This window comes from Dyadobacter sp. NIV53 (assembly GCF_019711195.1).
Lineage (GTDB): Bacteria > Bacteroidota > Bacteroidia > Cytophagales > Spirosomataceae > Dyadobacter.
Genome location: NZ_CP081299.1, coordinates 5,639,842 through 5,655,532 on the forward strand (window position 1 = coordinate 5,639,842; position 15,691 = coordinate 5,655,532).

The window sequence follows — 15,691 nt, forward strand, 5'->3', positions numbered from 1 at the left end:
GACTTAATGAAGAATGTACTAATGATAGATAAGGTAAGGTATTTGCAGTTTAATTCTGGGTTTTGAACGAGGTTTAAGGTGAAATTATTTTGAACCAGCCTGAAGTATTGCCTGTATGGTTTTTTCCATTGCACTTGGCGCAAGGGCATTTTTAGAAGAATATTTTCCGTTTGGTTTCAAAATAGCAAACGTCCCGGGTTCAATAGGATTTAATTTGAAAAGCAGATCCATGGTCTGGTCACTGTTTAAAAATAGATGTACACCTTTTAAACGATGACGTACAATGTATTGTTTTACAAGATCATCTGATACCACCATATCATCAGCCGGAAGATGGATGTACAGAAAAACGACATCTTCCGGCAACTGGGCCTGAAGAGAAGCGATATACTCTAATTCTTCCCGGCTTTTGGCATCTTCAAAATTCCATTTGATCATATAAATGGTTTTTCCTTTGTACTTATCCAGAACGCGGTTCAGCCAGGTTGTTCCTCTTTCATTGGAAACAGATAAATAATAGCCCGGTAAAGTTTCGGTAGGTTCTGCCCTTATATCTTTAAATGCGCTCATTTTCTTGATATTGGCACTATCCTTTACCTCAATATTTACTATCTCATCAAGTGACTGACCAAATTGGGGAACGCTCAACCTGCCCTGAATGTGCTTGCTTAAAAGGATCTGCTGCGGATAAGTATATTTATAAAAGTTTTTTGGAAGATAGCGGGCTTTCAAAAATTCTCTGGCTGTGCTGTCAAACAGGTCGCTGTAAGTTCGGCTTTCTCTTTCATACGCAAAAAGCAGATTCAGTACCGCTTCATTTTTAGCATATAGCTGATTGATGAAATCCAGTTCAGTTTTTTCGGCAATGCCCTTCACAGCTATATCATCCAGTCTGGCAATTTCTGTACCGGTAAGTTTAGAAGCATTATTTTTAATGAGCGAAGCCATCAGACGCACAGGTAAAGAACTGCTGCGACTCGGATTATTGTATTTTTTCTCTTCTACTTTCTGGTCAGCGTAATTTCCAAACCGATTAGCCAAAGTAACTTTTTGAGCTGTTAAAGGTGCTTTCTGTAATCTTTTTAAACTATCAATCAATGCACTGGTACGGGCTAATTCCAGCCGGTTAGAAAGTGAATATTCATACAGGTTTTGTATTCTTTCGTCCTCTGCAAGTGATGTCACCCATTTTGAAAGTGATGGATCAGGAATGGTGTTTGCATTGATTCTTGGCAGTACTGAGGTGCGTAATTCAGCCCTGCCCGCCGCAGTTCTAATGGCTTCATCCGTGCTTTTATCCCAAAATGTTTCGTAAAATTTCGAGCCTAATACCGTGTTGGTACTCAATATTTTATTCTCTTCAGCAAGATAGGCACTGTACTGGTTATTAGCCGCTGCATTGACACCTGCAAAATAAAAGAGCTTCTTCGCTTTCTGGATAGAATCTCCGTCAAATACAATTTCTACGGTGCCGGGTGAACCCAGAAATGTTGTAAAAGCTTTGCCGCCATAATCCAGGTAAATTTCTTCCTGGTTATAAATCATAGGAAGGGAAACACGAAAACTGCCGTCGGCTGCCAATGCGGCCTGTTTGCTGAGTTCAAGCTGTGGCTGAAGAATATTGTTTCTGGAAAATGTAATGTTAGGTGCCTGCCGGTACAGCCTGCCTGTTAAATTAAGGATTTTACCCTGAATGATCAGAGAATCCGTTGCTGCTAATGGGTTGGTTGTATTACCCTTTGAAGCAAAAGAATATAATGATATACCGGCCAGTATGACGGTTAATAAGATGAAGCGCATTCTGTTAATTGTTAGGTATTTGTAACGAAAATTAGCGAGCCTTTACCCAACAACCAAATTTATCTTTTTTTGAATTCCTGGATTATTATTCTTGCCAATATAAATATATGAATCCTTTACGGATTAAGTTTCGGGCCATCTTCGTACCGGACATAAATTCCATGATACCGGTCCTGTTCAACGTAATCTTTTCTTAAAGGATGGCCTTCCCAGTCTTCCGGCAGCAAAATCCGTCGCATATCGGGATGCCTTTCAAAGTATATTCCTACCAGATCAAATGCCTCCCGCTCATGCCAGTCAGCAGTCCGCCATATATGGCTTACCGTAGGAACAATGGGAATATGCTGTTCGGGCAGATTTCTGGGAAAAATTATTTTTATCATCAGATTATGGCCATATGGAATAGAGGTAAGATTATAAATAATCTCCATCGTTGCCAGGCCCGCCCCATTGTCTATGGCAGTAATACAAGCCAGATAATCAAAATATAAACGCTCATTTTCTTGCAGGAACTGACAGATAACGGCAATTTTTTCAACCGGCACGATCAATATAGGCTGCGGGCCTTTTATGTCAGTATCAACCGTATGATGACCGAATTCAGCAACAATTATTTCTGTAATCTCTGGGAAAGTCATTTTTGGTAATGAAGAATTAAGCGTTAAAAATGAAGGGTAATAATCCTGATTTTAAAAATAAAATTTTAAGCGGTTTCCTGAGCCATCTTTGCTTCCATTTCTAAAAATAATTCGGGAGCCAGCGGATGTTCGCCTCTTATTTTTTCCTGCAGTTTCATAAAACCTCCGATTAATGCTTCCGGTCTTGGCGGGCAACCTGGCACATATACATCCACAGGAATAATCCTGTCCACGCCTTTTACAACATGATAACCATGTTCCCAGTATGGCCCGCCGCAGTTCGAACAGCTCCCCATAGAAATTACATAACGGGGCTCAGGCATTTGTTCGTACAATCTGCGGATACGATCGGCCATTTTAAAGGTTACGGTTCCTGCAACGATCATTACATCCGACTGGCGGGGGAAGGCCTTGGAAAAATACCGAAGCGTTCCAGATCATAATGGGATGCGTAAGAAGCCATCATTTCAATTGCACAGCAAGCCAGCCCAAAACCCATTGGCCATAAGGATGAAAGACGTGCCCAGTTCATGAGATCTTCCGCATTTGTAAGAATTATTCCTCCGTCTCCGGTCTTTATTCTTTCGTTCATAGTTGTTCAGATATCGTTTTTCATCACGCCAGCCTGATTAGACAGGAAATTATTTCTGATCGCTTTTCCGGCTGTTTGCCCGGATCTTACAATTTACTTTTTAAATAACTTCCGTTTTTTTCTAATTCATTTATGCTTTGCACCACTTTATTGCAACAATTTCAACTATACAAAAGTATACATAAATGTATATAATGAAGTCAGCACTTTTCGTGTGAATGGTGCATACTGTATATTAATTTATAAAAGGTTGATATTGAATGATATCATAAATTTTATGCAAATAAAAACCTTTTTCGGCGATTACATTTTTAACAATTCAATAAGTACAAACAATTAAAAAATGAAAAGTAAAATTCTTCTCAGCGCATTACTCCTGATGTTGTCCGGTTCTGTATTCGCCCAAACTGATTCAACAGCGGTTACACCTGCCACTAAAAAATATACTTCCGGTTTTGCGGTTTTTGCTGAATTCGGACTGTTATCCAATAACAGTTTTACCGATATGCGCAAGCAGTTAAAATTGCTTGGAACAGAGCCATTCGGTTCACTGATGAGTTCTATTGTATTGGCAAAACGTATGGAATCGGATCGTTGGATTTCCGAGCACAGGCTTATTCTGATGAACAGTACAAAACCTAATAACGAAGTGGATAAAAAACGTGCTTCATTGTGGGGCGTAGGATTAGGATTCAATTTTGGGCCGAAATTGGTAAACACACCCAAATGGAATGTTTTTATCCCGATCGGAGTGGATGCCATGTTTTACAAACTTGGTATTAAAAGTAATTATTCAGCCAGCCTGACGAAAGTGATCAGCAGTCCTGCAAGCTATCAGGCTGTGAAGTTATATACAGGAAGTCTTAACCTGAATGCAGGTATCGGTGTGGATTATAAAACAGGTATCATGCCCAAGCATTTTGATAAGTTTTACATCAGCAGCAAACTCGCTTATCACTTACCAGTTGTAACTACCGGACAATGGCGTGGTGAAAATGTGCAGGTAACAGATGTGGATACATTCAAACCTAATCAGTTATATCTGAGCATTGGTATTGTTATGACGCCGAAAAGCAAACACGGTAAATGGGGTGGAATGAATTGATAAGGTTATATAGTATTTAAATATAAAAAGAGGAGCACGAATATTTTTTTGTGCTCCTCTTTTTGTATGGTATCAGATTATTTCCTGCTGTATTTTTCATTCACTTTCAGATAAAGGTCTGCCGGAACAGGCGATTTTACTTCCGGGATCTGAGGTGTTGGCCTTACCCAGTCCAGATATCCTTTTGCCCATGCATAGGCTAATCCAAAACTAAGTATCCCAACAAAAACGGCCATTTCAGCCATGGCAAACCAGCCCCATTGCCCGTTGGTCTGTGCTATCAGATCTTCATTTCCAAATACTACGGACCACGGAAAAAGAAATAACAATTCTACTTCAAAAAGCACGAAAATGAGGGCAATGACATAAAAACGAACATTGAACTGGATATTCGCATTTCCTAGCGGATCTTCCCCCGATTCATAAGTAGTAAGTTTTTCTTCATTCGGACGGTCCGGCCTGAGAAACCGGGCGATGGTTAACATCAGTGCTGTAAAAGCAATGGCAGCAATAATGAATAAAAATATATATCCGAAATCGGTAAGCATGATGCAAAAGTGAGTTTTTGCAAATCTAACGAATTTGACTTTGCCCGTCAAAAAAGCATCGCATGAAATGTGAACACTTAAATCAGGCCAAGACTTTGTAAAATGGTACGTGAACTCAAAAGAATCACAAGGATACCGACAGTAAGCATTAATGGTTTACGCTTAATTTTTCCTACTACCAAGGCTCCAACCGGTGCAGCTATTACACCGCCAACAATAAGGCCAAGCACAACCTGCCAGCTGTTTACACCATGAAAAATAAGAAAGGTAATACCGCTTGCAAACGTAATAGCAAATTCTGCTGCATTTACAGAGCCAATCGTGTAACGCGGATCACGTCCCTGCCCGAGTAAGGTAGAAGTTACGATTGGTCCCCATCCACCACCGCCAATCGAATCCAGAAAACCGCCGGTAGCGGCCAGCAAACCAATTCTTTTTGTTTTATTTTTAACGAAGGTCTTTTTTATCGCTTTCCTGATAATAATTACTCCCAGCACGAGCATGTAAAACGCCATATACGGCTTGATCACATTGCCATCGATCACATCCGATAGCAGATAGGCACCCGTTATTGCTCCCAAAACACCAGGGATCAGCAGGCTTTTGAATAGTTTCTTATTAATGTTTTTAAACCGAAAGTGAGATATTGCTGATGCGCCGGTCGTAAACATTTCGGCTACGTGCACACTGGCACTGCTGACTGCCGGGGTAACACCCATGCTCAATAGAAATGATGTACAAGTTACACCATATGCCATTCCAAGGGCTCCATCAACCAGCTGTGCGGCTAATCCAATTAAAAGATACAAGGCAAAATCGCTGCTTATAAATGTTTGGAATCCTTCCTGGGTAATTGGTACTGTACCATTAAAAATTAAAAGACCAATAAGTACCAATAGTAAACCAATAGGAATCAGCAGCCATATTCTGGATGGAAGCTTTAAGGAAAGAACTTTTGCAAGCATACTATTATTTTTTTCAGATAAACAGCGATGCACAAAAGTAAGAAAACTATCTAATCTACCAAACTTATAGAGTAATTTTCATGTAAATTTAATGTGTTTGAAAACCCGGGAGACAGGGAATGCAGGAACAATTTTTCAGAGGATACCAGTAATAAAATCGGTGTAGTTTTCGCGGGTGATCCAGTTTGTTTTGGCTTCCGGATAGGCTTCAACGAAAGCCTTTGGGAATTTTACTTTACTATCACTCCATTTGAATTCATAAGCTGTTAGTTGTTCATCTTTTACTTCAAGCCAATCGAGTTCCTGCTGATCATAGGTCCGCCAGAAGTAAGTGTATGCATAATTATTGGTGTAAGAATTATATTTCATACGTTCTGCTACCAGATAATTTTCCCAAAGTGCCCCAATATCCTGACGCTGGGAAATAGGTAAAAAGTTATTAATCAAAGTATTCCTGATCCCATTATCAAAAAAATACCATTTAGATGATTTTGTAACTTCTTTTCTAAGATTGCGGCTGTACCCGCCGATACGAAAAATGATAAAAACCTTCGAGAATAAATCAAGATACCTCTCAACTGTACTTCTGTCGAGTTGCAACGATTTGGCCAGCTCATCCAACGAAACTTCCTGTCCCACCTGATGCGCAACCAGCTGCAGCAACTGGAGCATTTTATGGGAGTAGCGCACCTGCTCGTACATGAGGATGTCCTTAAGTAAATAAGCATTCACTAATTCTTTCAAATAAGCTGTTTGCTCATCAGTATTAAGAATCTGCAGTATATCCGGATAACTCCCAAAAACTAACCGGTTGTCCAGTTTTTCCTTCGTTTCCAGAAAGGTTTCACTCAATGATAATTCAAGTTGGGCTAATGGGAAAAGCTGAAAATTTATTTGTCTTCCAACCAGCGGTTCTCCGGTCTGGTTAGATAATTCGAATGCGAATGAGCCGCTGGTTAATATTGTTAATCCGGGAAAAGAATCAATAAGTAGCTTAAGGGATTTTCCAATTTCAGGAACGGCCTGGGCTTCATCAATAATTAAAAGGTCTATTCCGGTAATCCAACGCTTAAATGATGAAACCCTGCGATTATTTAATAATTCAATAACATCGAGATCTTCACCATTCATAAATAAAGAAGTGCCTTCAAAATCAGTTTTGATCTTATTCAGAATAAAAGTCTTTCCAACTCGTCGTGCGCCGGTTAATACGACCACTTTATTGGAAGATATTTTACTCAGTATGGCAGGTAAAATATATCGTGAAAAGATCATTTAGCTAAATTGGTTGGTTAAACCCGACGAATTTAGCTAAATTCGTCGGGTTTAACCAACCAATTAATGAAAAATAGATGTTTGTAACTTTAATTCAACTTTCCTTCATCCAATAGCTTTTTCCTTCAAAATTGTTTTTTTCAAAAGATTTACTGCCATTAAACTTCTGGCACCGCTGCGGCAATAAAAGATAACAGTTTTGTCGGCAGGCATTTTTGTGATATTTTCTGCCAGTTCCGGCAATGGTATATTGATTCCGCCAACAAAATCTTCTTCATATTCATATTCTTCCCTCACATCAATCAGCATCAAACTGTCAGGATCAGATTGCTGTAAGTGTTCGAAATCGTCAAATGAAATTTCTTCTGAGCTTTTACTTTGGGTTACAACAGGGTTATGAATGATTTTTGGAGTGTTTAAATTTACACTTCTTTCGAAGAGAAAAATATTGGTTTCGTTCGTTAATGAATTGATCACCATTAATTTACCCGAAAGAGGTTCTCCAATTCCACAGATTATTTTAATTGCTTCATTGGCCATGTAAGTTCCAATAATGCCAGGGAGAATTCCGATCACACCCGCTTCGGCACAATTATCACCTTCTTCTGCTTCCGGAAAAAGACAGCGGTAAGTTGGGCCGCCCTTATAATTAAATACTGAAAGCTGACCTTCAAAACGAAGAATGGAGCCGAAAACCAATGATTTATCCAATTCTACACAAGTATCATTAGCAAGATAACGTGTCGGGAAATTATCTGAACCGTCAATTACCAAATCATAATTCGCAATGATAGCGGATGCATTTTCACTGTCCAGCCGGAGAGGAAAAATATTGAAATTTATAAAAGGATTAGAAAGCGATAATTTTTCTCTGGCAGTTTGAGCTTTGCCTTTTCCAATATCTTCCGCAGAATACAAAATCTGCCGGTGCAGGTTGCTAATTGTTACAATATCATCATCAACGATGCCAATGGTACCCACTCCGCCGGCAGTAAGATATTGCAGCACAGGACAGCCCAAACCACCTGCACCAATAACCAGCACTTTGGCAGCTTTCAGTTTTTCCTGTCCTGAAAGTCCTAACTCAGGTAAAATAATCTGGCGGCTATATCGCTTGCGTTCTTCTGGTTCCATGTTTAATATAGCTTTTTGCGGTTGGTTTGTGGCCTTTTTTATGCTTCTGGTTTCAGGTTAACACAGAACGGGTAATTTTAATTTTATGAGCACCACCAAAAATCAGTATACAAGGCGCGTATATTTTAAACCGTGGGGCATGGTTTTGATTGTTGACCTTTGGAGAAATGGAAGTCCCGAATTTTAAACTAAATGTTCATGATTGCCACTCACAGCTATTTTGTCACGGCATATATAAACCATTTTTAATTGCCAGTACCACCAGGTCTATAGTGCGGTTTACATCCATTTTGCGCATAGTCCTTCGTATAAAATGATGAATTGTATGGAGGCTTAATCCCATTTTAGCAGCAATTTCCTTGGGCGTAGCTCCCTGGCAAATTTGAATCAATACTTCATTTTCTCTTGTAGAAAGTTTGTAACTCAGCGGTTCATCAATGAACATATTATGTACCAGTTTTTCCTTCATGGAATGGCTGATATAGCGACCACCGTTCAAAGCCATCAGTATAGCTTCCAGCAGTTCGTCTATTGTTACATCTTTGGTTACGTACCCCGAAGCACCGGCACTAAAAACTTCTTTCACCAATTCAGGCTCCATAAGGGATGTAAGTACTATAAACTTTGTTTTTGGCAGCTTTGAAATGCTTAATGTGATCAAATCCAATGCATTCATACCTGGCATCATGTAATCTACTAATACCAAATCCGGCTGTGTATCCGTAAACTTTTCCATCAGGAATTCTTCAGCACTGTAGAATACAGAAACCATTTTGACGTCCTGTTCTTTTAGCAGCTGGTTCATCAGCCCCTGGGCCACAAGCTTGTGGTCGTCAATAATACATAGGTTCATTTGTGGCAATTTTTAACGACAACATAGCGGATAATCAGTTTAATTCCTTAGTATCCAATCTGGTCATTTTGGTTAATAGTTATAATGTGTTTATCCATAAAAGTAGCTATTAGTATTATACGTTTTGCAAACATCGCATGTTTTTTGCATCAACATAGCGCAATTGTGCGATATGACATCCTGTTACATTTTGAGCCGTTTTTGGATAAATATTGGGACATATTTTGAATAGCATTCAACATAACTTTGCACAAGCAAAACAGTACTGTAAATCCCCGAAAATTAAGTATTCTTTATTCCTATTATAAAACTGCAAAGAACTGAATTGTGCGACTAATCCGTTAATGACGCCAGTTCAGAAAAATGGCCGGGCAACTCGTATCAAGAAAAATTGCAGATTTTTTTAAAATAATTTCCACGTAAACAATCCACACACTAAACAAGTAGAAAGAATGAAACCATTATACGCACGCGAAGAAAATTTTAATACCCTCAGTAAAATCCAATCAACTAAAAGCAAGTAAAAAGTATGAAAAATCACTACACACATGGTCAAAATGATGAATCGTTTCTGGATCATTTTAACCCGTTGAAAACGGGGCATAATCGCAAACTATTTTCAGTATTTAACCTAAACCTGGTTGGTAAGCAAGGTTTGATTATCATGCTGGCAATGCTCTTTAGTACGGCAGGTTTCAGTGCCGACAGGTATATTAAATTCGGGTCAAGCGGAGGTGGGACAACGTGGACAGACGCCGCCAACCAGAGTAATCTGTCTGCCTTTGTGAATGCAGGTCATAACGTTTATGTGGCGGCTGGCACTTACACCGTTACGAATTTGCTTACCGGGGCTGGGCCTTTTTTTATAAGTGGAGGTTATCCCACCAACGCTACCGGCACCGATAAAACTGGGTATAACCCAACAGCGAATGTAACCACATTTAGCCCGAGTGGCAGCGCAAGGATTCTGGGAAGCCGAACTGGAACAAGTACGACTCTAACTGTATATGGTGTCAAATTTACCGGTGGCGTCGGATCGGGTGGCGGGGGAGTTTTGTCTTTGAACACAGCGGGAAGTGGAACCTCTGTAATTAAGTTTTATGATTGTACCGTAATTGGAAATTCATCAAGCGGGGGTACAACTCCGGGTGGTGCATTTAGGGTTTTAAGCCGTGTAGCGAATACTTCGGATAACATTCTGTTTAGCAATTGTTATTTTGAGAATAATATTGCGAATGGTACAACCAATGGAGGTGGCGCAATGGGGTTCCAGGCTGAAACTGGTACAACTCTGATCACTGATTGCAAGTTTGTCACCAATAAAGCATTGGGAAGTGGAAGCAGTGGTGGCGGAGCTATCCATGCAAGCAGCGGAATGAATTTTACCGTTACGAAAAGTTATTTCTGCGAGAATAGCACTTCAACCGGGACCGAGGGAGGAGCAATAAAAACCACTAATATGTCGCCTCCCAGTCTAATAAGCTTCTCAACTTTCAAAAACAATTCGAGTAACAACGGATTTGCACTATACACAGAGAGCACAGTTTTGAAGAGTATTACTACCTGGAACAATTTCCGTAATGGCACTGGTGCGGGAACACGTATTGAAGTTATCTCTAACGGTGATTTGACCGATAGCTTTTTGTACTATGACCAGAGTCAGTACAGCTATGTAGCAACCAGCAACACCTTTGATACGCAAACCAACCCGGCCAACGAACCCGGTCCTGTTGGAAGCTGCCCAACTGCAATCACCCCGGTATGCGTAACCCCATCCCAGCCAACCTTGGGAACTGTTACCCAGCCAACCTGTTTGTCAACGACCGGAAGTTTCAGCATTACCAACTATGATGCAGCGGTGACATATTCGGTATCACCGTCAACAGGCGTAACGGTTTCGGGAAGTGGTGTGGTAACGGCTCCGGCCGGGAGTTATACGGTCACTGCGGCTGATGGCGCCTGCGTTTCAAGTGCTTCTGCCAGCGTAACGGTCAATGCACAGCCAACAACTCTGGCCCAGCCCAAGTTAAGCCCGGTTACCCAGCCCACCTGCTCTGTAACAGCGGGCAGCTTTACGATCACCAATTATGATGCAAGCTACACTTACACCGTTTCGCCTTCTGCCGGTGTGACGGTTTCGGCAGGTTCGGTAACCGCTCCCGCAGGAAGTTATACGGTCACTGCCACTTCGGGGACCTGTACTTCACCCGCATCGGCGAGTGCAACGGTCAATGCCCAGCCGGCAACACCAGCACAACCCACGCTGAGCGCGGTGACGCAGCCGACCTGTTCGGTAAGTACGGGTAGTTTTACGATTGCGAATCACAATCCAGGCTATACATACACTATTTCGCCATCCACAGGCGTAACAATTTCCGGAGATGCAGTAACGGCACCCGCCGGAAGTTACACATTGACTGCGACTTTGGGAGCCTGCACCTCAGTGGGATCTGCGGGTGTAACCGTAAATTCGCAGCCATCAACGCCTGCACAGCCAACACTGGGAACGGTAACGCAGCCAACCTGTACAGTAACTACGGGGAGTTTTGAGATCACCAATTACGATCCTTCCTACACATACACCGTTTCTCCGTCAGCCGGGGTAACCGTTTCCGGGAGCACTATAACAGCACCAGCCGGAACATATTCAGTAACAGCCACATCCGCAGCAGCTTGCAGTTCACCTGCTTCTGCCAGCACAACCGTTGATGCACAGCCAACTGCATTGGCCCAGCCAACCATTGGTACTGTAACGCAGCCAACCTGCACAGTGGCAACAGGAAGTTTCACGATCGCAAACTACGATGCAACATACAGCTATGCAGTGTCACCATCTGCCGGAACCAGTATTTCGGGTAATACAATTACCGTTCCGACCGGATCCTATACCATTACCGCCACATCGGGAACCTGTTCTTCGCCGGCTTCTGCCAGTGTGGTTATCACTGCGCCAACAGTGGACCTTGGCGGAACAGTTTACGAAGACAACACATTACTTTCGGACGGTATCAACGGCACAGAGTTGAACGGAACGAGTTTGGGCCTTTATGTTACTTTGTTTCAGGGAAGCACACAAATTGATGTGCAGCCTGTGGATGCAAGCGGGAACTACCTGTTCAGCGGCAAACCACAGGGTACTTACAAACTCGTACTGGGGACCACTTCAACAGGGTCTGCGGTAAAAGAACTGCCGGCCGGCTATTACACATTAGGTGAGGGCGGCCCGGTAACAGCTGGTGTTTCGGCAGGGGACGGAACAGCAAACGGAGAGACATCTGTTACAGCCAATTGTGCCGGAATTACCTATGAAACGTTAAGGGTTGCTGCCGATGTGAGCTATCTGTCCAATAATTTCGGATTGACCACCACACCACTTCCTGTCACGCTCATCAGTTTCGAGGCCAGACTTGCCGAAGGAAAAGTAAATTTGACCTGGAAAACAGCGAGCGAAAAAGATTTCAGCCATTATGAACTGCAACGCAGCCACAATTCGAAAGATTTTGTAGAACTGGTCAAAATAGAAGGAAACAGTGCCGGCAATTACAATTATTCAGATCAAAACCCGATAACCGGGACAGGTTATTACCGCCTGAAAATGGTGGATAACGATGGCAGCTTCGCATACAGCCGGATCAGGAGCGTACAGAACGAAGAAAACCTCCGTACGGTTTTATTCCCTAACCCGGTCAGTGACAAACTAACGATTGAAACAGCTGACTGGACTTCGGTAACCGGAGTTGAGCTGATCAACAGCCTGGGCCAGACAATCCGTGAGATGAAAGGAAGTACCTTGCAAAACAACCTTAGTATGGTGAGTGTAAACCCGGGTGTATATATGATCAGAATATCCCATAAGGGTGGGGCTTCCGAGCTCCGCAAAATTGTTGTAGTGAAATAAATTTGATTAAACTTTAATGATAAAACCCCGGTCCGTCTCAGGCTGGGGTTTTATCATTAAAAACAAAAAAATATCCTGATTTTTGTTAGATTTAAATTCTGAAAATTGGGGTCTGAATATTAAGTGTGATCTCCATAAACAGCTTTGTTCAACATACTATTCCAATGAACCGAATCTTTATTTTATTATTTTTTATGTTCATTCCGGCGATAGTAACCGGACAGATATCCGATAGTTTATTTAAGGCGTTGCCGGACAGTCTGAAGCCAAAGGGTAAGGGGAAGAATATTAATTATTTGGAAATATGTAAAATAATTGAAAACACGCCAAGAGAATTTACAAATCAATATTATGACGAATTTAACTCTCTCAACAAGGAATTGGAAGCAGAGTTTAAAACCAATAACAGTCCGGAAGCCAAAATGATTTGTGCGGCAAGTATCTGTACTTTTTATGGAAGAATACAAACAAATAAAGTTGAAGAAAAATGGAATGATCAGGTTATTGCAAACGGAGAGTTAGTTAAACGGAATTCCAAAATCCTGGCTGTTGCCTATCTGAACAAGGCAGTGTTTCAGAGTCGCCATGATCGTTTTACCTCAGCTATTGAATTTCTACACAAGGCAACTGAAATGGCTAAAATGGAGGGATACAAGGATGTTACTGCTGATGGCTACGGAATTTTATGGAGAATTCATAATGACCTTCAACTAAACCATGAAGCTCTAAATTATGCCAACAAACTGGTGGGTTCGTTAGGTGATATTCCTCAAAACTCTATTACCCGGTACCATGCATATATTGCAAAATCATTCTCGTACAGTAAATTGTACAAAACCGAAAAAAAGCGGCTTACGCCGATTCTTCAATAAAAATAATAGATAACCTATTGAGGTCTATCACTGATACAACCGGTCATTGGAAGCAGACTTGTTACCGTAGCTTAATGGTAACTTATTACCACCTTGGTAATTATAAAAAAGTAATCGATTATTCCGATTCTATCAGAAGTGATCGGTATATAAAGACTCTTCTTAAAACAACGCCATCGGCGGATTTCTGGTGGGAAGTTTATGCTGCGCTCGCGCAAATAAAATTGGGAAATACTGCCATAGGGTTAAATCTGTTAGGAAAACTTAACGTCTCCCTGCTAAAAAAGGAAATTAATCAAGAGGTAAGTCATGTATTATCCGAATACTTCGAATCCAAAGGAGAATATAAGGAATCGTTAAAACACTTCAAACTTTACCAGGCTTATAAGGATTCATCAAATGTGATTATTCAGAAAGGTGTTGTCTTCGAAGCCGAACAAAAATATTCCGTTGCTCAAAAAGAAGTAGCGATCAAAGATCTTGAAACCAAAAACCTGCAAAGCCAGGCAACGATGAATAAATTGTTGGGGCTGGCTATATTGGCTATACTGGTTGCCATAATTTTATTCCTGAACAACAAACGCCAGCAGGCACGGAGACAAATAGAACGACAGCAACTTGTGGACGAACTGACGGGTATGGAAAAGGAAATGGAGCTTGACCGGATTCGCCTGAAAACTGAAAATGAAGAAGCGATAATCAGTCAGCGTAAGATAATTTCCAAAAACATGCACGACGAAGTGAGCGGGGACTGGCTTGCTGTTCAGTACCACATAGCCGACCTCAAAGACAAGGTAAAAAGTGAAGAAGCATTGCATGCTTTAACTGACATTGAAGAGGATGTACGCGAGGGGTATATTAATGCCCGTGAGTTCATGCACAGGCTCAATGAAACAAGTTCGAAAGAGCAATACAGCACTTTCAGTCTTCTGGAAAATCTTTCACTTCGTTTCGGGCCGGGAAGTAATCTGCAAATCCATACGGAGGTAGATAAGGAGTTGGAAAAGAAAGTAACAGGTAGCCAGAATGAAGAATTATACAAGGTTGTCCGCGAGGCAGTAACCAATTGTCTCAAACACTCCGGTGCTACGCGTGTGGATATTGCGCTATATGGGAAAGATCATTCTGTGGTAATCGATATCAAAGATAATGGACGCGGACTTTCAGCAAAACCAGGAACAGGCCTGGGTATGACCACCATGCGGGAGCGTATTGAAGGATTGGGAGGTGTACTGGAAGTGAATTTTTCTGGACAAGGTGCACATATTCACGGATCTTTTCCAAAAGCCGCGTAAATTGGCCTTAAACTGTTGTGTTGAATAGATTTAGTCACGGAAAAGATTCGTTTTTAAACAATTTCTACAATACATACGAATAAAGGATTATCAGATTATATGAGTTTTGTTAATTTGGGGTAACTTTGAGCTTAATACATAACCTGTCTAATCGAATAAAGTCTTTAATGGATATTACTATCAGAAATGCTGCTCCCCGTGATTTACCATCTATCTTAGAAATTATAAATCAAGCTATTCTTACCTCTACTGCCATTTACGATTACGAAATAAGAACCCTTGAAGAGCAAACTGCCTGGTTTGAGAAAATGATCCTGGACGGAATGCCGGTCATTGTGGCTGAGCATGACAAAAAAGTACTCGGGTATGGATCGTATAATATTTTTCGTCCTAAAATCGGTTATAAATTCAGTGTGGAGCATTCGATTTATCTGGATGACAAGTCAAGAGGGATCGGAGTGGGAGGGAAGCTGCTGGGAAGTTTGATACAACGTGCAAAAGAATCAGGATTGCATACAATGATTGCCGGAATAGACGCCGCAAATCGCGGAAGTATCGAATTTCATAAAAAATACGGTTTTATTGAAAAAGGCTATTTAAGAGAAGTTGGGTATAAATTTGATCAATGGCTAGATCTGGTATTTATGCAGTTAATACTGGAAGAAGAGGAGTAAAAAGCCCTGAAAGGGCGGAATGTCTCAAAACAGGGCACCAAC

The 15,691-nt window shown here is 41.3% G+C and carries 12 protein-coding genes and 1 pseudogene; 5 read left to right on the plus strand and 8 right to left on the minus strand.

The genetic code is table 11. The features are described from left to right. Positions 1–84: 84 nt before the first annotated feature. From KZC02_RS23340 to nuoB, 3 genes and pseudogenes are all read right to left on the minus strand, one after another. Positions 85–1,800: a hypothetical protein gene (locus KZC02_RS23340; RefSeq protein ID WP_221390882.1), complete on the minus strand. Its 1,716-nt coding sequence runs from the start codon at positions 1,798–1,800 to the stop codon at positions 85–87. A gap of 116 nt (positions 1,801–1,916) precedes the next feature. Further along, complete coding sequence (locus KZC02_RS23345; RefSeq protein WP_221390883.1) at positions 1,917–2,438, minus strand: NADH-quinone oxidoreductase subunit C; 522 nt, start codon at positions 2,436–2,438, stop codon at positions 1,917–1,919. 65 nt (positions 2,439–2,503) lie between these two features. Next, positions 2,504–3,030: pseudogene (nuoB, locus tag KZC02_RS23350) on the minus strand (NADH-quinone oxidoreductase subunit NuoB). Positions 3,031–3,373: 343 nt separating this feature from the next. Between nuoB and KZC02_RS23355 the strand changes: the two are divergent. Continuing rightward, complete coding sequence (locus KZC02_RS23355) at positions 3,374–4,135, plus strand: hypothetical protein (RefSeq protein ID WP_221390884.1); 762 nt, start codon at positions 3,374–3,376, stop codon at positions 4,133–4,135. 77 nt (positions 4,136–4,212) lie between these two features. On the opposite strand, the gene KZC02_RS23360 is transcribed toward KZC02_RS23355, so the two are convergent. From KZC02_RS23360 to KZC02_RS23380, 5 genes are all read right to left on the minus strand, one after another. Beyond that, positions 4,213–4,683, minus strand: a complete 471-nt coding sequence (locus KZC02_RS23360) for an NADH-quinone oxidoreductase subunit A (RefSeq protein ID WP_221390885.1) — start codon at positions 4,681–4,683, stop codon at positions 4,213–4,215. A gap of 77 nt (positions 4,684–4,760) precedes the next feature. Continuing rightward, a complete protein-coding gene (locus tag KZC02_RS23365; protein WP_221390886.1) occupies positions 4,761–5,648 on the minus strand; it encodes a sulfite exporter TauE/SafE family protein in 888 nt (295 codons plus the stop codon). Positions 5,649–5,783: 135 nt separating this feature from the next. Beyond that, positions 5,784–6,923, minus strand: coding sequence for an ATP-binding protein (locus KZC02_RS23370; protein WP_221390887.1), 1,140 nt, complete (start codon positions 6,921–6,923; stop codon positions 5,784–5,786). 105 nt (positions 6,924–7,028) lie between these two features. Further along, positions 7,029–8,057, minus strand: coding sequence for a HesA/MoeB/ThiF family protein (gene moeB / locus KZC02_RS23375; RefSeq protein WP_221390888.1), 1,029 nt, complete (start codon positions 8,055–8,057; stop codon positions 7,029–7,031). A gap of 223 nt (positions 8,058–8,280) precedes the next feature. Further along, the gene (locus tag KZC02_RS23380; protein ID WP_221390889.1) at positions 8,281–8,910 is read right to left on the minus strand and encodes a response regulator transcription factor; all 630 of its coding nucleotides are present in this window, start codon (positions 8,908–8,910) and stop codon (positions 8,281–8,283) included. A gap of 529 nt (positions 8,911–9,439) precedes the next feature. Between KZC02_RS23380 and KZC02_RS23385 the strand changes: the two genes are divergently transcribed. The 4 genes from KZC02_RS23385 to KZC02_RS23400 all read left to right on the plus strand — a co-directional run bounded on the left by KZC02_RS23385 (position 9,440) and on the right by KZC02_RS23400 (position 15,649). Beyond that, entirely contained in the window at positions 9,440–12,808 is a 3,369-nt protein-coding gene (locus KZC02_RS23385) for a T9SS type A sorting domain-containing protein (RefSeq protein WP_221390890.1), read from the plus strand. Between the two features lie 164 nt (positions 12,809–12,972). Next, the gene (locus tag KZC02_RS23390; protein ID WP_221390891.1) at positions 12,973–13,680 is read left to right on the plus strand and encodes a hypothetical protein; all 708 of its coding nucleotides are present in this window, start codon (positions 12,973–12,975) and stop codon (positions 13,678–13,680) included. Between the two features lie 74 nt (positions 13,681–13,754). Beyond that, positions 13,755–14,975: a sensor histidine kinase gene (locus KZC02_RS23395; RefSeq protein WP_221390892.1), complete on the plus strand. Its 1,221-nt coding sequence runs from the start codon at positions 13,755–13,757 to the stop codon at positions 14,973–14,975. Between the two features lie 167 nt (positions 14,976–15,142). Continuing rightward, positions 15,143–15,649, plus strand: coding sequence for a GNAT family N-acetyltransferase (locus KZC02_RS23400; protein ID WP_221390893.1), 507 nt, complete (start codon positions 15,143–15,145; stop codon positions 15,647–15,649). The last annotated feature ends 42 nt before the right edge of the window (positions 15,650–15,691 follow it).

What these genes read in the sequence shown, in the direction of transcription:
- KZC02_RS23380 (WP_221390889.1), bottom strand. Translation starts at nt 8,910, where the DNA reads ATGAACCTATGTATTATTGACGACCACAAGCTTGTGGCCCAGGGGCTG.
- KZC02_RS23400 (WP_221390893.1), top strand. Translation starts at nt 15,143, where the DNA reads ATGGATATTACTATCAGAAATGCTGCTCCCCGTGATTTACCATCTATC.
- moeB (WP_221390888.1), bottom strand. Translation starts at nt 8,057, where the DNA reads ATGGAACCAGAAGAACGCAAGCGATATAGCCGCCAGATTATTTTACCT.
- KZC02_RS23340 (WP_221390882.1), bottom strand. Translation starts at nt 1,800, where the DNA reads ATGCGCTTCATCTTATTAACCGTCATACTGGCCGGTATATCATTATAT.
- KZC02_RS23345 (WP_221390883.1), bottom strand. Translation starts at nt 2,438, where the DNA reads ATGACTTTCCCAGAGATTACAGAAATAATTGTTGCTGAATTCGGTCAT.
- KZC02_RS23395 (WP_221390892.1), top strand. Translation starts at nt 13,755, where the DNA reads ATGGTAACTTATTACCACCTTGGTAATTATAAAAAAGTAATCGATTAT.
- KZC02_RS23365 (WP_221390886.1), bottom strand. Translation starts at nt 5,648, where the DNA reads ATGCTTGCAAAAGTTCTTTCCTTAAAGCTTCCATCCAGAATATGGCTG.
- KZC02_RS23390 (WP_221390891.1), top strand. Translation starts at nt 12,973, where the DNA reads ATGAACCGAATCTTTATTTTATTATTTTTTATGTTCATTCCGGCGATA.
- KZC02_RS23355 (WP_221390884.1), top strand. Translation starts at nt 3,374, where the DNA reads ATGAAAAGTAAAATTCTTCTCAGCGCATTACTCCTGATGTTGTCCGGT.
- KZC02_RS23385 (WP_221390890.1), top strand. Translation starts at nt 9,440, where the DNA reads ATGAAAAATCACTACACACATGGTCAAAATGATGAATCGTTTCTGGAT.
- KZC02_RS23360 (WP_221390885.1), bottom strand. Translation starts at nt 4,683, where the DNA reads ATGCTTACCGATTTCGGATATATATTTTTATTCATTATTGCTGCCATT.
- KZC02_RS23370 (WP_221390887.1), bottom strand. Translation starts at nt 6,923, where the DNA reads ATGATCTTTTCACGATATATTTTACCTGCCATACTGAGTAAAATATCT.